The organism is Edwardsiella piscicida, from assembly GCF_021733145.1.
Lineage (GTDB): Bacteria > Pseudomonadota > Gammaproteobacteria > Enterobacterales > Enterobacteriaceae > Edwardsiella > Edwardsiella piscicida.
Genome location: NZ_CP090968.1, coordinates 1211495 through 1229163, shown reverse-complemented (window position 1 = coordinate 1229163; position 17669 = coordinate 1211495). Strand labels below are relative to the sequence as shown.

Below are 17669 nucleotides of genomic sequence, written 5' to 3'. Positions count from 1 at the left end.
GCCGCCCAATATTACTTGCTTAGGAGAAGATCATGGGTTTGTTCGATAAACTGAAATCGCTGGTTTCAGACGACAAGAAAGAAACGGGCAGCATTGAGATTTTTGCGCCCCTGTCCGGTGAGATCGTCAATATTGAAGATGTGCCTGACGTCGTCTTTGCTGAAAAGATCGTCGGTGACGGCATCGCAATCAAACCGACCGGTGACAAAATGGTCGCCCCGGTTGATGGCACCATCGGTAAAATCTTTGAAACTAACCATGCTTTCTCTATCGAGTCCGACAGCGGCGTAGAGCTGTTTGTACACTTCGGCATCGATACCGTTGAACTGAAAGGCGAAGGCTTCAAGCGCATCGCCGAAGAAGGTCAGCGCGTGAAGAAGGGCGACGTGGTCATCGAGTTCGATCTGCCGCTGCTGGAAGAGAAGGCCAAGTCTACCCTGACGCCGGTCGTCATCTCCAACATGGATGAGATCAAGGAGCTGATCAAGCTGTCCGGCGACGTTGTCGTCGGCGAAACGCCGGTGATCCGCATCAAGAAGTAATCGCACTGAGCTGCAAACAGAAACGGCGCCCACGGCGCCGTTTTTTTTTATCCCCACCGCGCGCGGCGCACGCGCCGCGCAACGCCAGAGCGGGCCGACGGCCCGCGGCTATCACAGCGTCAGCAAACGCGTCGCGGACGGCGCGAAGTAATAGCTTCCGCTGACCGGCTTGCTGAAACGCAGCAGCTGATCGTGTTTGCCGTCCAGCTCGCCGAACATGCTCAGCAGCTGCTTTTCAATATTGTGCAGCTGTGCGCAGTAGGCGATAAACATCAGGCCATGCTTCCCGCTGGCGGTACCGTAGGGCAGGCTCTGACGGATGATCTTCAGCCCTTTGCCATTCTCTTTCAGATCGACGCGGCTCACGTGTGAGGTATCTGGGCGCTCGCTGGGGTCCAGCTCTTCGCTCTCCTGCTTAGTACGCCCGATAATCTGCTGTTGCTGATCGACGCTGAAACGAGACCACTGACGCAGGTTATGCTCCCAGCGCTGCACCAGCACATAGCTGCCGCCGGCGTCTACGCCGTCGGCAATCACGCCGACGGCCGGGCGGGCATCGCCGGCCGGGTTCTCGGTGCCATCGATAAAGCCGCTCAGATCGCGCTCATCGACCCAGCGGAAACCATGGATCTCTTCCTCGACCTCAATGGCATCGCCAAAGGCGGCCAGCGCTGCCTGCGCCAGCGAAAAGTTAACGTCGTGACGCAGCGACTGGATGTGGATCAGCAGATCGCGCTGCGTCGCCGGCGCCAGCCCCTTACCCAGCGGCTCGAAGGGTTTCAGCGCAGCCCCCTCCTCCTCATTGGCCGTCATTTCACGCCACAGCGCATGGCCAAAGGCCACTACCGCCCCCAGATGCGCATCGGGATAACGCTGTTGCAGCGCCTGCAGCTGGGTAATAAACGTTTTACATCCCTGACGCAATCCATCCAGATCGCCTTGCGCCATGGCTTCGATAAAAATACCGAAGCGGCAGTGCTCCGGCAGAATGCCGCTCTGAGGCTGAGACATGAAGCTCTCCATTACTGTACAGTCTAAATAATCGGTGTTTTCTGCTACGCCGCCACCGGGAAACAGTGGCCCGGCTACGCCAGACCATGCATATATTACGCCATACCTTATGCATTCCTTTGCTGTAAAACAAACAATAGAGCGTGTTACTGCGCATCCGCCTGCCAGACAATCTGGCTCACCGTCCATGATTTCAGCACGTCATCCGGCGGCATCAGCCCCGCCGGGCCGCCCCACTGCCCGTGGAACAGGTAGCTGACCCGTGCGCTCTGCGGCGCGCGGCAGATCACCGACGTCGCTTCCGCCGCCGCCACCCGCCGACACTCGCCGTCATAGGCCCGCGCATACAGCGCGGCAAAGGGCGTCCCGACCCGCGCCCCCCAGGCGGTGGCGAGATCCGCACTGTCCACCGTAATACGCGTCACCGTCGCGTCACCGGCGATCGTCATCGCCACCTTATCCTGCGCCATGGCCTGGAAAAAGCGCGTTACCTGCCCGTTATCGATCCCCATTCCGCTGCGTAGCGTGTACGCCCCGTCCAACCCCTGGCTGACGGCCTCTTGCTGCATCGGCGTACTGGCCGACACCCCGCCAACGCCGTCGTTATCGATATGCAGACCCGATGAAAACCAGTGAAAGGGCGACAGCGTAGACCAGGAAAATGAACTCAGCGTCGAGCAGCCGCTCAGCATCAGCGGCGCCACGACGATCCAGAAACGAAAACCCATCGGTTAACTCCTTGCGAGTACGGCCATTGCCGTATGACAGAATACCTGGTGATTGGAGTGGTGAAACGGTAAAAAGTTGCCGCGATGGCGGGAAAAACGCCGCGGCAGCGCGCCGCCAGCGTGGGCAAAACAGAGCGCAGGCCACCGCGCCAAACGGGCGGCGGCGGCGCATGGGGGGCGCAAAATGCGCCGTTAATACTCCTGATCGATGATCAGGCGCTTACCCAGACACAGCACGTCCTGCGTCTCATACTCCAGCTTCTCATACATGCTGATCGCCGCGTCGTTATCCGCGTCGATCATGATCCGCACCTGCGGACAGCCGCGCGCCAGCAGCTTTTTCTCCAAACGGCTGGCCAACGCATTGGCGATGCCGCGGCCGCGAAAGTCCGGGTGCACGCACAGATAGTAAGCCGATCCGCGATGACCGTCATAGCCGCCCATCAGGGTGCCGACGATCTCGCCGCCCACCTGCGCGACCAGAAACAGATCGGCATCGTGATTCATCTTGCGCTCAATATCCGTTTCAGGATCGTTCCAGGGGTGCAGCAGATCGCAGCGCTCCCACAGCGTAATCACCTCATCAAAATCGGATTGATTAAAAACGCGAATTTCCATGATATCGACCGTAATAGATTATAATAATGCCCGGGCGTCGGCCTCGGACCCTACCGGTACAGCAAGGACCGGACGCAGCCTAATTATCGCTGCAATCCCCAGATTCGCAATGGAAATATCGCGACCAGCGGGGGCAAATTGCCCATTATTCGCCGCCGCCGGCGTCCCGACGCCGTTTTAGGCAACAAATAGACATAGTTATCCGCTCGATCCATGTATTTTCATCGCGTTAGGATGAGGGGACATCCCATTAGCGGACGCGGCGTCAGCGCGCGCGGCCCCATGGGAAAGACCCTCGGTATTGCTTGCGTTACTGTCTGACGGAATAGATTGCACCATGAAGAAATTTTCCGATTTTCGCCCACTTCCCCATCCGTCCTCTCGCCGCCGCTTTCTGTGCTCCGGGCTAGCCATGCTGCTGGGAGCCGGTCTGCTGCCCTCCGCCGTCCAGGCGGCGCAAACGCCCGACCACCCGGGCGCCCGGCGTAAGCCGGCGGATGCGCCGCGCCTGGTAATGCTCGATCCGGGGCACGGTGGCATCGATCCCGGCGCCGTCGGACACCGGGGATCGAAAGAGAAACACGTCGTGCTGGACATCGCCCACCGAGTGCGCGATCTGCTGCGCCGTCAGCGCAATCTGGTGGTTAAACTGACCCGTGAAGATGACTACTTTATCCCCCTGTATAAGCGGGTAGAGATCGCCGCGCAGCACCAGGCCGATCTGTTTGTCTCCATCCACGCCGACGGGTTCACCAGCCCAGAGGCCTCCGGCGCCTCGGTCTTTGCCCTGTCCAACCGCGGCGCCAGCAGCGCCATGGCCAGATACCTCTCCCAGCGGGAGAACGACGCCGATAAGGTGGCCGGCGGACGCTACGCCTCGGAAGACAACAACTACCTGCAGCAGGTGCTGTTCGACCTGGTACAGACCGACACCATTAAAAACAGCCTGATCCTGGGGCGCCACCTGCTGAGCCAGATCCGCCCGGTGCACCGCCTGCACTGCCAACATACGGAGCAGGCGGCCTTTGCCGTGCTCAAGTCCCCCGCCATTCCCTCCGTACTGGTCGAAACCGCCTTCATTACCAACCATGATGAGGAGCGCCTGCTGACCTCCCCCGCGTTTCGTACCACCATCGCCGAAGCGATCGCCGGCGGCATCGTGCACTACCTGCACGACTTTGAGGCCCATCAGCGGCGCAGACCGTCATAACGCGGACGGACAACCGATGCCCCCGGCGCGCCGGCGCGGGGCGCCATCGGTTATACTGCGCAGCATTGACTTAACCGAGGGCGGTACCATGATCCCAGACAGTGAGCCGGTTCGGCGCTTTCTACTGCGGCTACAGGACAACTTGTGTCAGGCGCTCGCCGACGCCGACGGCGGCGGCGCATTTAGCGAAGATCGCTGGCAGCGGCCCCAGGGTGGCGCAGGGCGCACCCGCGTGCTGCGTCAGGGGGCGCTGTTTGAACAGGCCGGCGTTAACTTCTCCCATATCCATGGCGACAGCCTGCCCGCCGCCACGGCCAAGCGTCCAGAGCTGGTGGGCTGCCCCTTCCAGGCGATGGGCGTCTCCCTGGTGCTACACCCGCACAGCCCCTATGTTCCCACGGCCCACGCCAACGTGCGCTTTTTCATCGCCGAGCGCCCGGGCGCGGCGCCGCTGTGGTGGTTCGGCGGCGGATTTGACCTGACGCCGTTTTACCCCTTCTACGACGACGTCATACAGTGGCACCGCAGCGCCCGCGATCTGTGCCGCCCCTTCGGCGAACAGCTCTACCCGCGCTATAAGGCGTGGTGCGATCGCTATTTCTACCTGCCGCACCGCCAGGAAGCCCGCGGCGTCGGGGGGCTGTTCTTCGACGATCTCAACGCCCCCGACTTTGACCAGGCGTTCGCCTTTACCCGCGCCGTCGGCGAAGGCTTTGCGCCCGCCTACCTCCCCCTCGCCGAGCGACGCCGCCATCTGTCGTGGGGCGAGCGGGAGCGGCAGTTTCAACTTTACCGCCGCGGGCGCTATGTGGAGTTTAATCTGGTGTGGGATCGCGGTACCCTATTCGGTCTGCAAAGCGGCGGGCGCAGCGAATCGATTCTGATGTCGATGCCGCCGCTGGTCCGCTGGGAATATGACTATCAACCGCCGCCCGACTCGCCGGAAGCGTGCCTGACGCGCGACTTTCTTACCCCGCGCGATTGGCTGGCCAATGAGCCGATATGACAACACGACAAATTTGGATCGATGCCGACGCCTGCCCGAACGTGATTAAAGAGGTGCTGCTGCGCGCGGCTGAACGTAACGCCCTGGAGATTACCCTGGTCGCCAACCGCCCGCAGCGTCTGCCCGCCGGTAGCCGGGCTCGGATGCTGTGCGTCGCGGCAACGCCGGACGCCGCCGACAACGAAATCGTTCGCCGGGTTGCCCCCGGCGATCTGGTGGTCACCGCCGATATTCCCCTGGCCGCCGCCGTACTGGAGCGCGGCGGCTGCGCCCTCAACCCGCGCGGCGAACGCTACGATTCAGCGACCATCAAGTCCCGCCTAACCATGCGAGACTTTATGGAGACCCTGCGCGCCAGCGGCATCCAGAGCGGCGGTCCAGCACCGCTGGGGCCCCGCGAGCGCCAGCTGTTCGCCAATCAGCTACAGCTGTGGCTACAGGCGCGCTGACGCGGTATACCAGACATAGTCCGCCTGCGCCTCTCCGACCCGGGCGCCGGGCGGCGCCAAGATCAGCACGCTGACCTCCGTCAGCGGCTCCTCATCCTCAATATGCAGCGGCACACCGAGATCGCGCCGCGCGTGAAAGGCGCCGGTGATAAACAGCGCCGGCAGCGGCGCCGCCAACAGCGCCTGCGCCATACGCCGATCGCGCCACTGCTGCACCGCCAGACGCTGCGTTAGCTGGGTGCTATCCAGCGTCTCATGGGCGCCGCGCAGCGCGGCGCTAATCTCAATCTGCACGGCATCCTGGGTACTGAGCGCCCCCGGCGGCAACCGTGGCCGACGGCGGATCTCCGCCAGCGCCTCGCTCCCCAGGTTCGCCGCCAGCAGCGGATAGCCACCCTGCAGGGCGCTGCGAACCAGCGGACCATACTGCGCCCACGGCCAGCCCGACGACCACTGCAGCCGGGCCACCACCTGCGCATCCGACAGCGATGGCTGGCGCGCCGCCGCCACGCCGGCCTGCTGATCCGGCGTTAGCATCTCCAACAGCACGCTGCCCTGCGGCCGCAGGGCCGACATCTGCAGCAGTAGCCAGTGGGCGATCTGCTGATGACGCGGGTTATCGTGCCGTTCGCCGACGATGACCCGCGGCGATGCCGCCAAACGCTGGGCCAGCTGCGTCGGCGTCAGCGTCTGGCCATCCACCAGTGACACAATCCGCTCTGCCACCGGCGCCGGCGTTTGGCATCCGCTCAGCGCCAGCAGCGCCAGGGTCAACAGCATCGTTCGCATCGATCCTCCCTCGCCACCGCGTCACCCGCGTACGGGGGCGCAGAGCATACATCGCCCCCGGCAGCGCCAGGGGTTCAATAGAGACAAAAATGCCGCCCGCAGGCGGCATTATCACAGCGCTACAGCGCCCTGCTCTGGGCCTCCACCACCGACAGCGCCACCATATTGACGATGCGGCGCACGGAGGCGATCGGCGTCAGGATATGCACCGGCTTACTGATCCCCATCAGCACCGGCCCGACGGTAACCCCCTCGGATGAGGAGACCCGCAGCAGGTTATAGCTGATGCGCGCGGCCTCCATATTGGGCATGATCAGGATATTCGCCGCCCCTTTCAGCGGGCTGTCCGGCATCTGCCCCAGACGAATGCTCTCCACCAGCGCCGCGTCGCCGTGCATCTCACCGTCGATCTCCAGCCCCGGCGCCGCCTGCTGCACCAGCTCCAGTACCCGGCGCATTTTGCGCGATGACGGGCAGTCGGCCGTGCCAAAGTTGGAGTGGGAGAGCAGCGCAACCTTCGGCTCGATACCGAAGCGACGCACCGCGTCGGCGGACATCAGCACAATCTCCGCCAGCTGCTCGGCGCTCGGGTCCTCATTAACATAGGTATCGGCGATAAAGGTGTTGCCGCTCGGCAGCAGCAGGGCATTCATCGCGGCGGCCGTATGGCATCCGTCGCGGTAGCCGAACACCTCACGCACCACGCGATAGTGATCTTGGTAGTTGCCCTCGGTACCGCAGATCATCGCGTCGGCCTCGCCGCGCTTGACCATGATCGCCGCGATCACCGTCGGATCGGCGATCAGCGCCCGGCGCGCCTGCGCCTGCGAGATCCCGCGCCGCTTCATGATGCCGTAATAGGTTTGCCAATAGTCGTTATAGCGCGGATCGGATTCGTTATTGACCACCTCGACATCGCGGCCGATCTCGATGTGCAGCCCGAGCTTCTCTAACCGGTGAGCGATGACCTGCGGGCGCCCGATCAGGATCGGCTTGGCCAGCCCCAGCGTCACCATCTCCTGGGTGGCGTGCAGCACGCGCTCCGACTCACCCTCGGCCAACACGACCCGCTTGGGATCCTGACGCGCCTGGGAAAATACCGGCTTCATAAACAGGGTGGTCTTGTAGACAAACTCGGTCAGGTGCTCGATATAGCCATCCATATCATCGATAGGACGCGTCGCCACCCCGGAGTCCATCGCCGCCTGCGCCACCGCCGGCGCAATCTTCACGATCAGCCGCGGATCGAAGGGTTTGGGAATAATGTACTCCGGGCCGAAGGAGAGCGACTGATCGCCGTAGGCAGAGGCGACCACCTCGCTCTGCTCCGCCAGTGCCAGATCGGCAATGGCGCGCACCGCCGCCAGCTTCATCTCTTCATTGATGGTGGTCGCCCCGACGTCCAGCGCACCGCGGAAGATGAACGGGAAGCACAGCACGTTGTTCACCTGGTTAGGGAAGTCGGAGCGGCCGGTACAGATTATCGCATCAGGGCGAACCGCCTTGGCCAGCGGTGGCAGGATCTCCGGCTCCGGGTTAGCCAGCGCCAGGATCAGCGGCGACGGCGCCATGGTTTTCACCATCTCCTGCGTCAGTACCCCGGGGCCGGAGCAGCCCAGGAAAATATCCGCGCCGGGGATCGCATCCGCCAGCGTACGCCAGCCATTGTCATCGATGGCATAGGCCGCCTTGCTCTCGACCAGGTGCGCGTCACGCCCGCGGTAAATCACCCCTTTGGAGTCGCAGGCGGTGATATTTTCACGCTTCAGCCCCAGCGCCACCAGCAGGTTCAGACAGGCGATCGCCGATGCACCGGCGCCGGAGACCACCAGCCGCACCCGGTCGATCGGTTTGTCGACCACCCGCAGGCCGTTGAGTACGGCGGCGGTGCAGATGATCGCCGTGCCGTGCTGGTCGTCGTGGAACACCGGGATTTTCATCCGCTCGCGCAGTTTCTTTTCAATATAGAAACACTCCGGCGCCTTGATGTCTTCAAGGTTGATGCCGCCAAAGGTGGGCTCCAGTGCGGCGATCACCTCGATCAGCTTGTCAGGATCGTGTTCATCCACCTCAATATCAAACACGTCGATACCGGCGAACTTCTTGAACAGCACCCCTTTACCTTCCATCACCGGCTTCCCGGCCAGGGCGCCGATGTTGCCGAGCCCCAGCACGGCGGTACCGTTAGAGATGACCCCCACCAGATTTCCGCGCGCGGTATACTTATAGGCCGCTAACGGATCGTCGGCGATCTCCAGACAGGGCGCGGCAACGCCCGGTGAATAGGCCAGCGCCAAATCGCGCTGGGTCGCCAGCGGCTTGGTGGGAACAACCTGGATTTTCCCCGCAACGGGATACTGATGAAACTCAAGCGCACTTTGTTTTAATTTTTCATCCATCGTTGGTTTCCTTTTCGCGAATTCCCCTAGCGCCGCGGCCGCCATCGTCCCCGACGCCGCCGGGCCAGACTCTTTATCACTCTGTAAATGATTTGTGAAATCACGAGTATAGTGCCATAGCGCACCGAAACTATGAAGCAGGACATAAAGCCGAAAAGAAAACGTGGGCCGCCGCTCAGATGCGCATTTATTCGCCCTTGGCCCCGGCGCAGAACCAATTGCTCAGGCGGGCGTGCTGCAGCAGCATGATGGTCTTACCGTCGCAGATCCGCCCATCGCAGACCATCTGCCAGGCGTCGTCAAACGGGATCTCCAGCAGTTCGATATCCTCGTCCTCAATGCCGCCGCCGCGACCGCAGCGCAGGCTTTCGCGGTACTCCGCCGCAAAGAAATGCACTATCTCGGTCACCCCGCCCGGCGACATATAGGCGGAAAACAGGCGCCTAGCCTCGCCGATGGCATAGCCGGTCTCCTCCATCGCCTCCCGGCGAACGCAGGCCTCTGGCTCATCGCTGTCCAGCAGACCGGCGCAGCTCTCGATCAGCATACCGTCCGGATTACCGTTGAGATAGGTCGGCAGGCGAAACTGGCGGATCAGCAGTACGCAGCGGCGCGACAGGTTATACAGCAGCACGGTGGCGCCGTTGCCGCGCAGATAGACCTCACGCCGCTGACGCACCACCCCGCCCTCCCGGCGCGGCAGGTCATACTCATACTCACGCAGCGGTCGCCAAGCGTCCGACAGCACCCGCTCACGGATAAATTGGATTTTCACCATACGTTCCTCAGTCAAATTTCTACCCTATCTGACGCTAACCTAGTGTAAAAGGCAAAAAGAAAAAGCCCCGCATCGGCGGGGCTTGCAAGTGGAACTGGCACGGGAACGGTGTATCAGATTAATAACCGGTAGGGATCCCTTTCATCTCCGGCAGCTTATGGGCAATGCCTTTATGACAGTCGATACAGGTCTTGTTATCGCGGATCGCCTGATCGTGCATCTTCGCCGCCACGCTCTTCTGCTGGCTAAAATCCATATTGTCAAAGTTATGACAGTTACGGCACTCCTGGGAGTTATTGGCCTTCATGCGCGCCCATTCGTTTTCGGCCATCTGCAGTCGGTGCGCCTCGAACTTCTGCGGCGTATCGATAACCCCGAACACCTTGCCATACAGCTCCTTGCTGGCCTTGATCTTGCGGATCATCTTCGGCACAAACTCATGGGGCACGTGGCAGTCCGGGCAGGTGGCGCGTACGCCGCTGCGGTTCGAGTAGTGCACGGTATCCATGTACTCCTGGTAGACGGTATCGCGCATCTCGTGGCAGCTAAGGCAAAACTGCTCGGTGTTGGCCTTTTCCAGGCCGGTGTTGAAACCGCTCCAGAACAGGATCCCGGCGACGAATCCCAGCAGCAGCAGCGTGCCGATCGCCAGACGGCTAGGACGGCGCCACCACTGCCACGCCCGGCGCAGCAGGCCCGGCTTGTTGCCCGTCGGGGCGTTATGTTGCTCGCTCATCATAGGCCCCTTTTACTGACCAAAGCCGGTGGACGGGGTAAAGGTATTCCCGACGATCGGCGGCGCATCGGTCTGCGGTACGTGGCACTGCAGGCAGAAGTAGCGGTTGGGCGCTACCTGTCCCAGCATCTTGCCGCTGGCGTCGATGAAGTGGGTCGGACTGACGCGCATCGCCCCGGTGGTGCGGTAATTCTCTACCCCGTGGCACTGCAGGCAGCGGTTGGTATTTTTGGTGATCTGGTAGCCATCCACGCTGTGCGGGATCATCGGCGGCTGGTTAACATAGTTCAGCGCCATGCGCTCCTGCTGCTTTGGCATCCTGATTTGTCCTTCGGCCGTACCGGATACCTCCGGTGACTGCGCCAGATTAACGGCATCGTCGGCGGCCGAGGCCGCGCCGCACAACGCCAATGATAATAACAGTGCCCCCAGGGAGAACCGCTTCTTCAGGACATTGCTCTTCATTGTTTATCTCCCGAACGATGAAATCGTGTCTTAAATTCAAATACCTGCTCAGCACATACGTCCATGCAGCGCCCGCAGCTGATGCACGCCTTGCTCAGTACCAGCGGGCTGTGATTGTGATTGAGAACCGGTTCGCGCAGTACCTGAGGCTCAGGACAGACGTGGAAACAGTCCATGCAGCGGGTGCAGCGATCGCGCCGCACCGCGCCGACGCGTACGATGCTTTTGCTACCGATGGCGCCATACAGGGCCCCCAGCGGACAGAGATGGCCGCACCAGCCGTGTTCGGTCACCAGCAGATCGAACAGAAAGATCGCCAGGATCAGCCAAAGACCGCCGCCGGCGCCAAAGATCAGACTACGTCCCAGCAGCGCCACCGGGTTAAGCCACTCCCACAGCAGCGTTCCGCTCACCGCGCTGCCGGCCAAGATCGCCAGCAAAATACCGTAGCGCAGCGAACGCGACAGCGTGGTCGACTGACGGATCCCCAGGCGACGGCGCAGCCAGGCCGCCAGATCGGTCACCGGATTCAGCGGACATACCCAGCCGCAGAACGCCCGACTGGCGATCAGGCCATACAGCCCCAGCACCAGCAGCGCCCCCAGCAGCGCCGTCAGCGCAGGCCAGTGGCCGGCCAGCAGGCTCTCCAGCATCATCAGCGGATCGGTCATCGGCAGCGTATCCAGAAAGCGACTGGCGCTGTAGTTGCCCTTCAGTATCCACACCCCGAACAGCGGCCCACTGAGAAACATCAGTAGCACGCCCAGCTGACAGCCGCGCCGCAGCATCAGCCAGCGGTGACTGCGCCACCAGCCAAGGCGCACACGCGCCTCTTTGCCCGCCTGGGCCACCGGATTGGCCATCATTCAGCTCCCTGCGGCAGACGGATCGGCAGCTGCGTGTCCGAGGGCACCAGCGAATGACCCGCCTTCTGTTTCTCTACCCAGCCAAGGCGGTAGTGATGCCCCAGCTCGCCGCGCGCCAGCGCCAGCGGCAGCACTTTGATCGCCGCCTCCTCCAGCACGCAGGCCTGTTCACACTTGCCGCAGCCGGTACAGTGGTCGCTGTGCACGGTGGGCAAGAACTTGGCATGTTTGCCGGTGCGCTCGTTGCGGTGCAGCTCCAGGGTGATGGCGCTGTCGATCGCCGGGCAGACGCGGTAGCACACGTCGCAGCGTAGCCCCTGCCAGTTAAGGCAGTTTTCATGATCGAGCAGTACCGCCAGCCCCATCCGCGCGTCATCGATGTGAGTCAGCGACGGATCGAGCGCGCCGCTCGGACAGGCCGCCACGCAGGGGATGTCGTCGCACATCTCGCACGGCGTCTGACGGGCAATAAAATAGGGGGTCCCCGCCGACGAAGGCGACAGCAGCGTCGCCAGCTTCAGCGTGTCGTATGGACAGGCCTGTACGCACTGCCCACAGCGAATGCAGGCCGCCTCAAAGCGCCCATCGGCCAGCGCGCCGGGCGGGCGCAGCGCCAGCCCATCTCGCGCCTGGGACTGCTTTTGCTGTAGCCCCAGCAGCAGGGCCACGGCCGCCAGCCCACCCGCACCGCGCACGGCATCGCGCAAGAAGCGCCGCCGTGCCGGTCCCTTATCCCGTTGTTCCGTCATCTGCGCCGTCCTTACACCTTCTCAATCTTCACTGCGCACTTCTTGAAATCGGTCTCTTTCGACAGCGGATCGGTGGCGTCCAGCGTCAGCACGTTAACCAGCTGGGCGGCATCGAAGAACGGCATGTAGACCAACCCCTGCGGTACGCGGTTACGGCCGCGGGTCTCGACAATGGACACCAGCTCACCGCGGCGCGACATCACCTTCACCTTGTCGCCGCGGCGCAGACCGCGCGCCTTGGCATCCAGCGGGTGGATAAACAGCACCGCCTCCGGGAAGGCGCGATGCAGCTCCGGCACTCGGCGGGTCATCGACCCGGTGTGCCAGTGCTCCAGGACGCGGCCGGTAGACAGCCACAGGTCGTACTCCTGATCCGGGCTTTCGGCGGGCGGCTCATAGGGCAGCGCGAAGATCACCGCCTTACCGTCCGGCTTGCCGTAGAAGCGCACCTCTTCCCCGCCCTTGACGAACGGATCGTAGCCTTCGCGGTAGCGCCACAGCGTCTCTTTGCCATCGACCACCGGCCAGCGGATGCCGCGCGCCTTGTGGTAGGCATCGAACGGCGCCAGATCGTGGCCGTGGCCGCGGCCAAAGCCGGCGTACTCCTCAAACAGCCCCTTCTGCACGTAGAAGCCGCAGGCGCGCGCCTCATCGTTCAGGCGGTCGGCCGGCACCTCGTCCAGCGGGTACTTGTCGACGTTACCGTTGACATACAGCACCTCATACAGGGTCTTGCCCTTCAGCGCCGGCATCTTCGCCAGCAGCTCCGCCGGCCAGACCTCATCGACGGTGAAGCGCTTGGAGAACTCCATCAGCTGCCACAGGTCCGACTTGGCCTCGCCCGGCGCCTTCACCTGCTGGTGCCAGAACTGGGTGCGGCGCTCGGCGTTGCCGTAGGCCCCCTCTTTCTCCACCCACATGGCGGTCGGCAGGATCAGGTCGGCGGAGAGCGCGCTCACCGTCGGGTACGGATCGGACACCACAATAAAGTTACGCGGATCGCGCCAGCCCGGCATACGATCCGCATTGATGTTCGGACCGGCCTGCATGTTGTTGTTACACATCACCCAATAGGCATTGAGCTTGCCGTCCTTCAGCGCGCGATCCTGGGCGACGGCGTGCAGCCCCACCTTGTCCGGAATGGTTCCGGCCGGGATCTTCCAGCGGGTTTCGGCGATCTGACGATGCTTCTCGTTGGTCACCACCATATCCGCCGGCAGGCGGTGGGCAAAGGTGCCGACCTCACGCGCGGTGCCGCAGGCCGAGGGCTGGCCGGTCAGAGAGAAGGGGCCGCAGCCCGGCTGGGAGATCTTGCCGGTCAACAGGTGAATGTTGTAGCACAGGTTATTGGCCCATACCCCGCGGGTATGCTGGTTAAAGCCCATGGTCCAGTAAGAGACCACCTTGATGTTCGGGTCGGCATACAGCTTGGCCAGCGCCAGCAGCTGATCCTGCGGCACCCCGGTCATCTTGGCGGTTTTTTCCAGGGTATAGTCGGCCACAAAGGCTTTGTAGTCGTCGAAGCTCATCGGCTCGGAGGCATCGCTGCCCGGGTTCTTCGCCGCCTTCTCCAGCGGATCGGTCGGACGCAGGCCGTAGCCGATATCCGTCGCCCCTTTGCGAATATTGACGTGCTTATCCATAAATGCCTGATCGACGGCGTTATTCTGGATAATGTAGTTGGCGATGTAGTTCAGGATGACCAGATCGGACTGCGGGGTGAAGATAATCGGGTTGTCCGCCAGCTCAAAGCTACGGTGCTCGAAGGTGGACAGCACCGCGACCTGCACCTTATCGTTGCTCAGACGGCGGTTGGTGATGCGCGACCAGAGGATCGGGTGCATCTCCGCCATGTTGGAGCCCCACAGCACAAAGGCGTCGGCCTGCTCGATGTCATCATAGCAGCCCATCGGCTCATCCATACCGAAGGTGCGCATAAAGCCGACCACCGCGGAGGCCATGCAGTGACGGGCGTTGGGATCGATGTTGTTGGAGCGGAAGCCGGCCTTGAACAGCTTGGCGGCGGCGTAGCCCTCCCAGACCGTCCACTGCCCGGAGCCAAACATCCCGACGGCGCCCGGCCCCTTCTCTTTCAGCGCGCCCTTAAACTTGGCGGCCATCACATCAAACGCCTGATCCCAGCTGACCGGCGTAAACTCGCCCTCTTTGTCATACTGGCCTGCCTTCATCCGCAGCAGCGGCTGGGTCAGACGATCCTTACCGTACATGATCTTGGGCAAAAAGTAGCCCTTGATGCAGTTCAGCCCGCGGTTGACCGGCGCATCCGGATCCCCCTGAGAGGCCACGACGCGGCCATTCTGGGTGCCGACCAGCACCCCGCAGCCGGTACCGCAGAAGCGGCACGGCGCCTTATCCCACGTGATGTTATCCGATCCGCCTTCCGTTACCGCCCGTGCCACGGTCGGAATGGTCAGCCCCGCTGCGGCGGCAGCGGCAGCGACGGCGTTGGCTTTCATGAAGTCTCGACGACTGAGTTTCATGGCGTATCCTCACCTTGCTCATCCTGCTGGTGATAAACCAGCGACACCGCCAGCACGCCTGCCACATTGCGCACTGACTCAATTCGATCCAGCAGCCTGCCTGAATCCTCGCTCTGCATGACAACCACAAGCTTGCCCTGCTGCGGCTCGCTGGCCGCGACTTCGGTCTCTTCCATCGCGGACAGCGCCTGCGCCACCGCCTCGACGGACTGCGGGCGGGCCTGAACCACCAGCCCGCAGACGTGCCATATCTCACTGCTCATTACGCTTCCTTAACCTCAAGGGGGCAGGCCTGTTCCGCCATCTGAATCGCGTTCACCGGGCAGGCCGCAACGCAGGCGCCGCAGCCGCTACAGCATTCGGATATCAGTTGGATGGCAGCCACGCCGCCCGGCCGTGGAATAAAGGCGATCGCCCGCGGCTCGCAGCCGTCCTGACAGCTACGGCACTCGATACCGCGCCGGGACAGACAGTGCTCCGCGATCTCGGCACGCAGCCGCCAGGGCGCCTGCTCGGCGTCAAGAAACAGCGCCTCGGGACAGGCATCGGCGCACCGCCGACAAAAGGTACATTCCGCACGGGAAAAATCGAGGGAGGGAAAGCCGCCCTGGCCAACGACCAGCACCCCGCTTTCACACTGGGCAATACAGGCATGACAGCGGCTGCAGCCGGCGATAAAGGCCGACGCATTCACAGACCACGGCGGGCGCACCTGCGCGGTGGCATGATGCCAGCGACCACGCAGCAAATGGCGTCGGGACAGGGTAGTCATCGCGCGCTCCTGTGACATTGCTCATCCATCGGGTAAAAAGTGACTTTGCGGGCCAAAAAGCGCTTAACGGTTTATCGCGCTTAATTTATTTGTTAATAAAGGCATCGCGTTTATGGGTCTTATGCCGTTGAGTATCCGGTTTCCACCGCGGCTGATAATTCCTCTTTTGGGTTAAATGGGGGGAATAATTGCGCAGGATCAAACCTTTCTGGCCGCTTTCACGCATTGTGTCCACTCTCCCGGCGTCATTCGCTATTTACTTAAATATACAGCGCATTACCGCACGTCACCGTCGCCGTGCGCCGCGCCCCGATGAGGAAAACAGCCGTGTTGGTAAAACGCTCCGTGACCAGTACCCTGGCGCGCGCCCTGATCGCCATGGTGATCCTCTCCGTTCTGTCGACCGGGATCGCCCTGCTGACAGTCGCCAGCAGCATCAACGATGCCGAGGCGGTCAATATTGCCGGCTCGCTGCGCATGCAGAGCTACCGTCTGGCCTACGACCTCACCAGCCAGCCCCAGGATATCGCCCGCCACCTGCAGGAGTACGGCCAGTCGCTGCGCGCCCCGGCGCTGCAAAAGCTCACCCGCTTTTATGTGCCAACGTCGGTACGCGACGAATATACCCAGCTGCTGGATACCTGGCAGGAGCTGGACATTCAGCTGCGCCAAGGGCATAGCCAGGCCTTTCTGCACGGCGTCGCCCACTATGTCGATCAGATCGACCATTTCGTGCTGGTGCTGCAGCATTACGCCGAACAGAAGATGGAGCAGGTGGTGCTGATAAGCCTGGTCGGGCTGCTGGCGCTGATAGGGCTGGTCTGGTTCTCCATCCGCACCATCCGCCGTGAGGTGGTTGCGCCGCTCAACAAGCTGGTCTCCGCCAGCATCCGCATGCAAAACGGCCACTTCGCTCCGCTGCAGCTGGACGTCAATCTGCCCAATGAAATGGGGGTGCTCTCCAAGGCCTTTGTGCGCATGTCCGGTGAGCTGGAGAAGCTGTACCGCTCCCTGGAAGAGAAAGTGCAGGAGAAGACCGAGAGCCTGACTCAGGCCAACCGTACCCTGGGGGTACTGTTTGAGGCCTCGCAGGCGCTGACCGTCAGCCAGATAACCCAGCCCAGCTTTGAGCAGGTGCTGAACATCGTGCGCAGCAGCGAGGCGCTCGACTTCCTGCAGCTGGAGGTGATCGACAGCGGCCAGGGCCGCTGGCTGCTCGCCAGCGGCCCCACGGATGAACGCGAGCCTACCCAGGAACTGCCCCTGATGCTGGACGGACAGCCGCTCGGCGCGCTGCGCTGGCCCGCGCGGCAGTCGCCGCAGATGCAGCTGATGCAGAACGTCGCCAACATGCTCAGCCGCGGGGTCTACTTCAATCGGGCGCAAAAGCAGCAGCTGCAGCTGCTGCTGATGGAGGAGCGAGCCACCATCGCCCGCGAGCTGCACGACTCCCTGGCCCAGGCGCTGGCTTTCCTGCGTATCCAGATAACCCTGCTGCGGCGGGCAACCGATGCCGACAACCACCCGGCGCAGGCGATTATTCGCGACTTCGATCAGGCGCTCAGCGACGCCTACCGCCAGCTGCGCGAGCTGCTGGCCACCTTCCGACTGACCATCGAAGAGGCCGATCTGCGCGAGGCGTTGCAACAGCTACTGGCGCCGCTAAAATTACAGACCGACGCGCGGATTACGCTACACTGTGCGCTCTCCTCTCAGTCGCTGAACGCACAGCAGCAGGTTCACTTGTTGCAAATCGTCCGAGAAGCGACGCTCAACGCGATCAAGCACGCCCAGGCGCAGCACATTACCCTGAGCTGCTGCTGTCGTGACGACGGCGCCAACGTGATCAGCGTCACCGACGACGGCATCGGCCTGCCCAGCGCCGAGGAGCCGCCCGGTCACTATGGCCTGACCATCATGGCCGAGCGCGCCGCCCGTCTTGGGGGAGAACTGCATATCACCCCGGGCCCCGACGGCGGGACGCGGGTAACCTTGATCTTTCGTCCCCCTACCGGCGACGGGATCTGATTTATAATAATAAACTACGGGC

Annotated in this window: 18 protein-coding genes; 5 read left to right on the top strand and 13 right to left on the bottom strand. The window is 62.5% G+C overall.

Annotated features, from left to right (window positions below):
* Positions 1-32: 32 nt before the first annotated feature.
* Entirely contained in the window at positions 33-542 is a 510-nt protein-coding gene (gene crr / locus L1P05_RS05510; RefSeq protein WP_012847994.1) for a PTS glucose transporter subunit IIA, read from the top strand.
* A 111-nt stretch (positions 543-653) separates the two neighbouring features.
* Here crr and L1P05_RS05505 read toward each other — a convergent pair whose 3' ends face one another.
* The 3 genes from L1P05_RS05505 to L1P05_RS05495 all read right to left on the bottom strand — a co-directional run bounded on the left by L1P05_RS05505 (position 654) and on the right by L1P05_RS05495 (position 2899).
* Entirely contained in the window at positions 654-1553 is a 900-nt protein-coding gene (locus tag L1P05_RS05505) for a Dyp-type peroxidase (protein WP_012847993.1), read from the bottom strand.
* 146 nt (positions 1554-1699) lie between these two features.
* Entirely contained in the window at positions 1700-2281 is a 582-nt protein-coding gene (locus tag L1P05_RS05500; RefSeq protein ID WP_012847992.1) for an RpoE-regulated lipoprotein, read from the bottom strand.
* Positions 2282-2473: 192 nt separating this feature from the next.
* Positions 2474-2899 (bottom strand): GNAT family acetyltransferase, encoded by a 426-nt coding sequence (locus L1P05_RS05495; protein WP_012847991.1) that lies wholly within the window; start codon positions 2897-2899, stop codon positions 2474-2476.
* A gap of 337 nt (positions 2900-3236) precedes the next feature.
* On the opposite strand from L1P05_RS05495, the gene amiA reads away from it, so the two are divergent.
* The 3 genes from amiA (at position 3237) to L1P05_RS05480 (ending at position 5564) form a co-directional block, all read left to right on the top strand.
* Positions 3237-4109 (top strand): N-acetylmuramoyl-L-alanine amidase AmiA, encoded by an 873-nt coding sequence (gene amiA / locus L1P05_RS05490; RefSeq protein ID WP_012847990.1) that lies wholly within the window; start codon positions 3237-3239, stop codon positions 4107-4109.
* Between the two features lie 88 nt (positions 4110-4197).
* Positions 4198-5115: an oxygen-dependent coproporphyrinogen oxidase gene (gene hemF / locus L1P05_RS05485; protein WP_034168004.1), complete on the top strand. Its 918-nt coding sequence runs from the start codon at positions 4198-4200 to the stop codon at positions 5113-5115.
* Positions 5112-5564 (top strand): YaiI/YqxD family protein, encoded by a 453-nt coding sequence (locus tag L1P05_RS05480; protein WP_012847988.1) that lies wholly within the window; start codon positions 5112-5114, stop codon positions 5562-5564. The genes hemF and L1P05_RS05480 overlap by 4 nt, the downstream gene beginning before the upstream one ends.
* Here L1P05_RS05480 and L1P05_RS05475 read toward each other — a convergent pair.
* The 10 genes from L1P05_RS05475 to napF all read right to left on the bottom strand — a co-directional run bounded on the left by L1P05_RS05475 (position 5550) and on the right by napF (position 15619).
* Positions 5550-6353, bottom strand: a complete 804-nt coding sequence (locus L1P05_RS05475) for a ChaN family lipoprotein (protein ID WP_012847987.1) — start codon at positions 6351-6353, stop codon at positions 5550-5552. The two genes, L1P05_RS05480 and L1P05_RS05475, sit on opposite strands and share 15 nt — an antisense overlap.
* Positions 6354-6472: 119 nt before the next feature.
* Positions 6473-8752 (bottom strand): NADP-dependent oxaloacetate-decarboxylating malate dehydrogenase, encoded by a 2280-nt coding sequence (gene maeB / locus L1P05_RS05470; protein WP_012847986.1) that lies wholly within the window; start codon positions 8750-8752, stop codon positions 6473-6475.
* A 187-nt stretch (positions 8753-8939) separates the two neighbouring features.
* Positions 8940-9530: a GDP-mannose pyrophosphatase NudK gene (gene nudK / locus L1P05_RS05465; protein WP_012847985.1), complete on the bottom strand. Its 591-nt coding sequence runs from the start codon at positions 9528-9530 to the stop codon at positions 8940-8942.
* Positions 9531-9648: 118 nt separating this feature from the next.
* Positions 9649-10266 (bottom strand): cytochrome c-type protein NapC, encoded by a 618-nt coding sequence (gene napC / locus L1P05_RS05460; RefSeq protein ID WP_172454867.1) that lies wholly within the window; start codon positions 10264-10266, stop codon positions 9649-9651.
* 12 nt (positions 10267-10278) lie between these two features.
* Positions 10279-10731, bottom strand: coding sequence for a nitrate reductase cytochrome c-type subunit (gene napB / locus L1P05_RS05455; RefSeq protein ID WP_012847983.1), 453 nt, complete (start codon positions 10729-10731; stop codon positions 10279-10281).
* Positions 10728-11594 carry a quinol dehydrogenase ferredoxin subunit NapH gene (gene napH, locus L1P05_RS05450; RefSeq protein ID WP_015461181.1) on the bottom strand — a complete coding sequence of 289 codons (867 nt, stop codon included), beginning with the start codon at positions 11592-11594 and terminating at the stop codon, positions 10728-10730. Before napH ends, napB begins: the two co-directional genes overlap by 4 nt.
* Positions 11594-12346 (bottom strand): ferredoxin-type protein NapG, encoded by a 753-nt coding sequence (gene napG / locus L1P05_RS05445; RefSeq protein WP_041692498.1) that lies wholly within the window; start codon positions 12344-12346, stop codon positions 11594-11596. The genes napH and napG overlap by 1 nt, the downstream gene beginning before the upstream one ends.
* Before the next feature lie 11 nt (positions 12347-12357).
* Positions 12358-14847 (bottom strand): nitrate reductase catalytic subunit NapA, encoded by a 2490-nt coding sequence (napA, locus tag L1P05_RS05440; RefSeq protein WP_012847980.1) that lies wholly within the window; start codon positions 14845-14847, stop codon positions 12358-12360.
* Entirely contained in the window at positions 14844-15110 is a 267-nt protein-coding gene (gene napD, locus L1P05_RS05435) for a chaperone NapD (RefSeq protein WP_012847979.1), read from the bottom strand. The genes napA and napD overlap by 4 nt, the downstream gene beginning before the upstream one ends.
* Positions 15110-15619 (bottom strand): ferredoxin-type protein NapF, encoded by a 510-nt coding sequence (napF, locus tag L1P05_RS05430; RefSeq protein WP_015461177.1) that lies wholly within the window; start codon positions 15617-15619, stop codon positions 15110-15112. The genes napD and napF overlap by 1 nt, the downstream gene beginning before the upstream one ends.
* Positions 15620-15946: 327 nt before the next feature.
* Between napF and narQ the strand changes: the two genes are divergently transcribed.
* Positions 15947-17647 (top strand): nitrate/nitrite two-component system sensor histidine kinase NarQ, encoded by a 1701-nt coding sequence (gene narQ / locus L1P05_RS05425; protein WP_012847976.1) that lies wholly within the window; start codon positions 15947-15949, stop codon positions 17645-17647.
* The last annotated feature ends 22 nt before the right edge of the window (positions 17648-17669 follow it).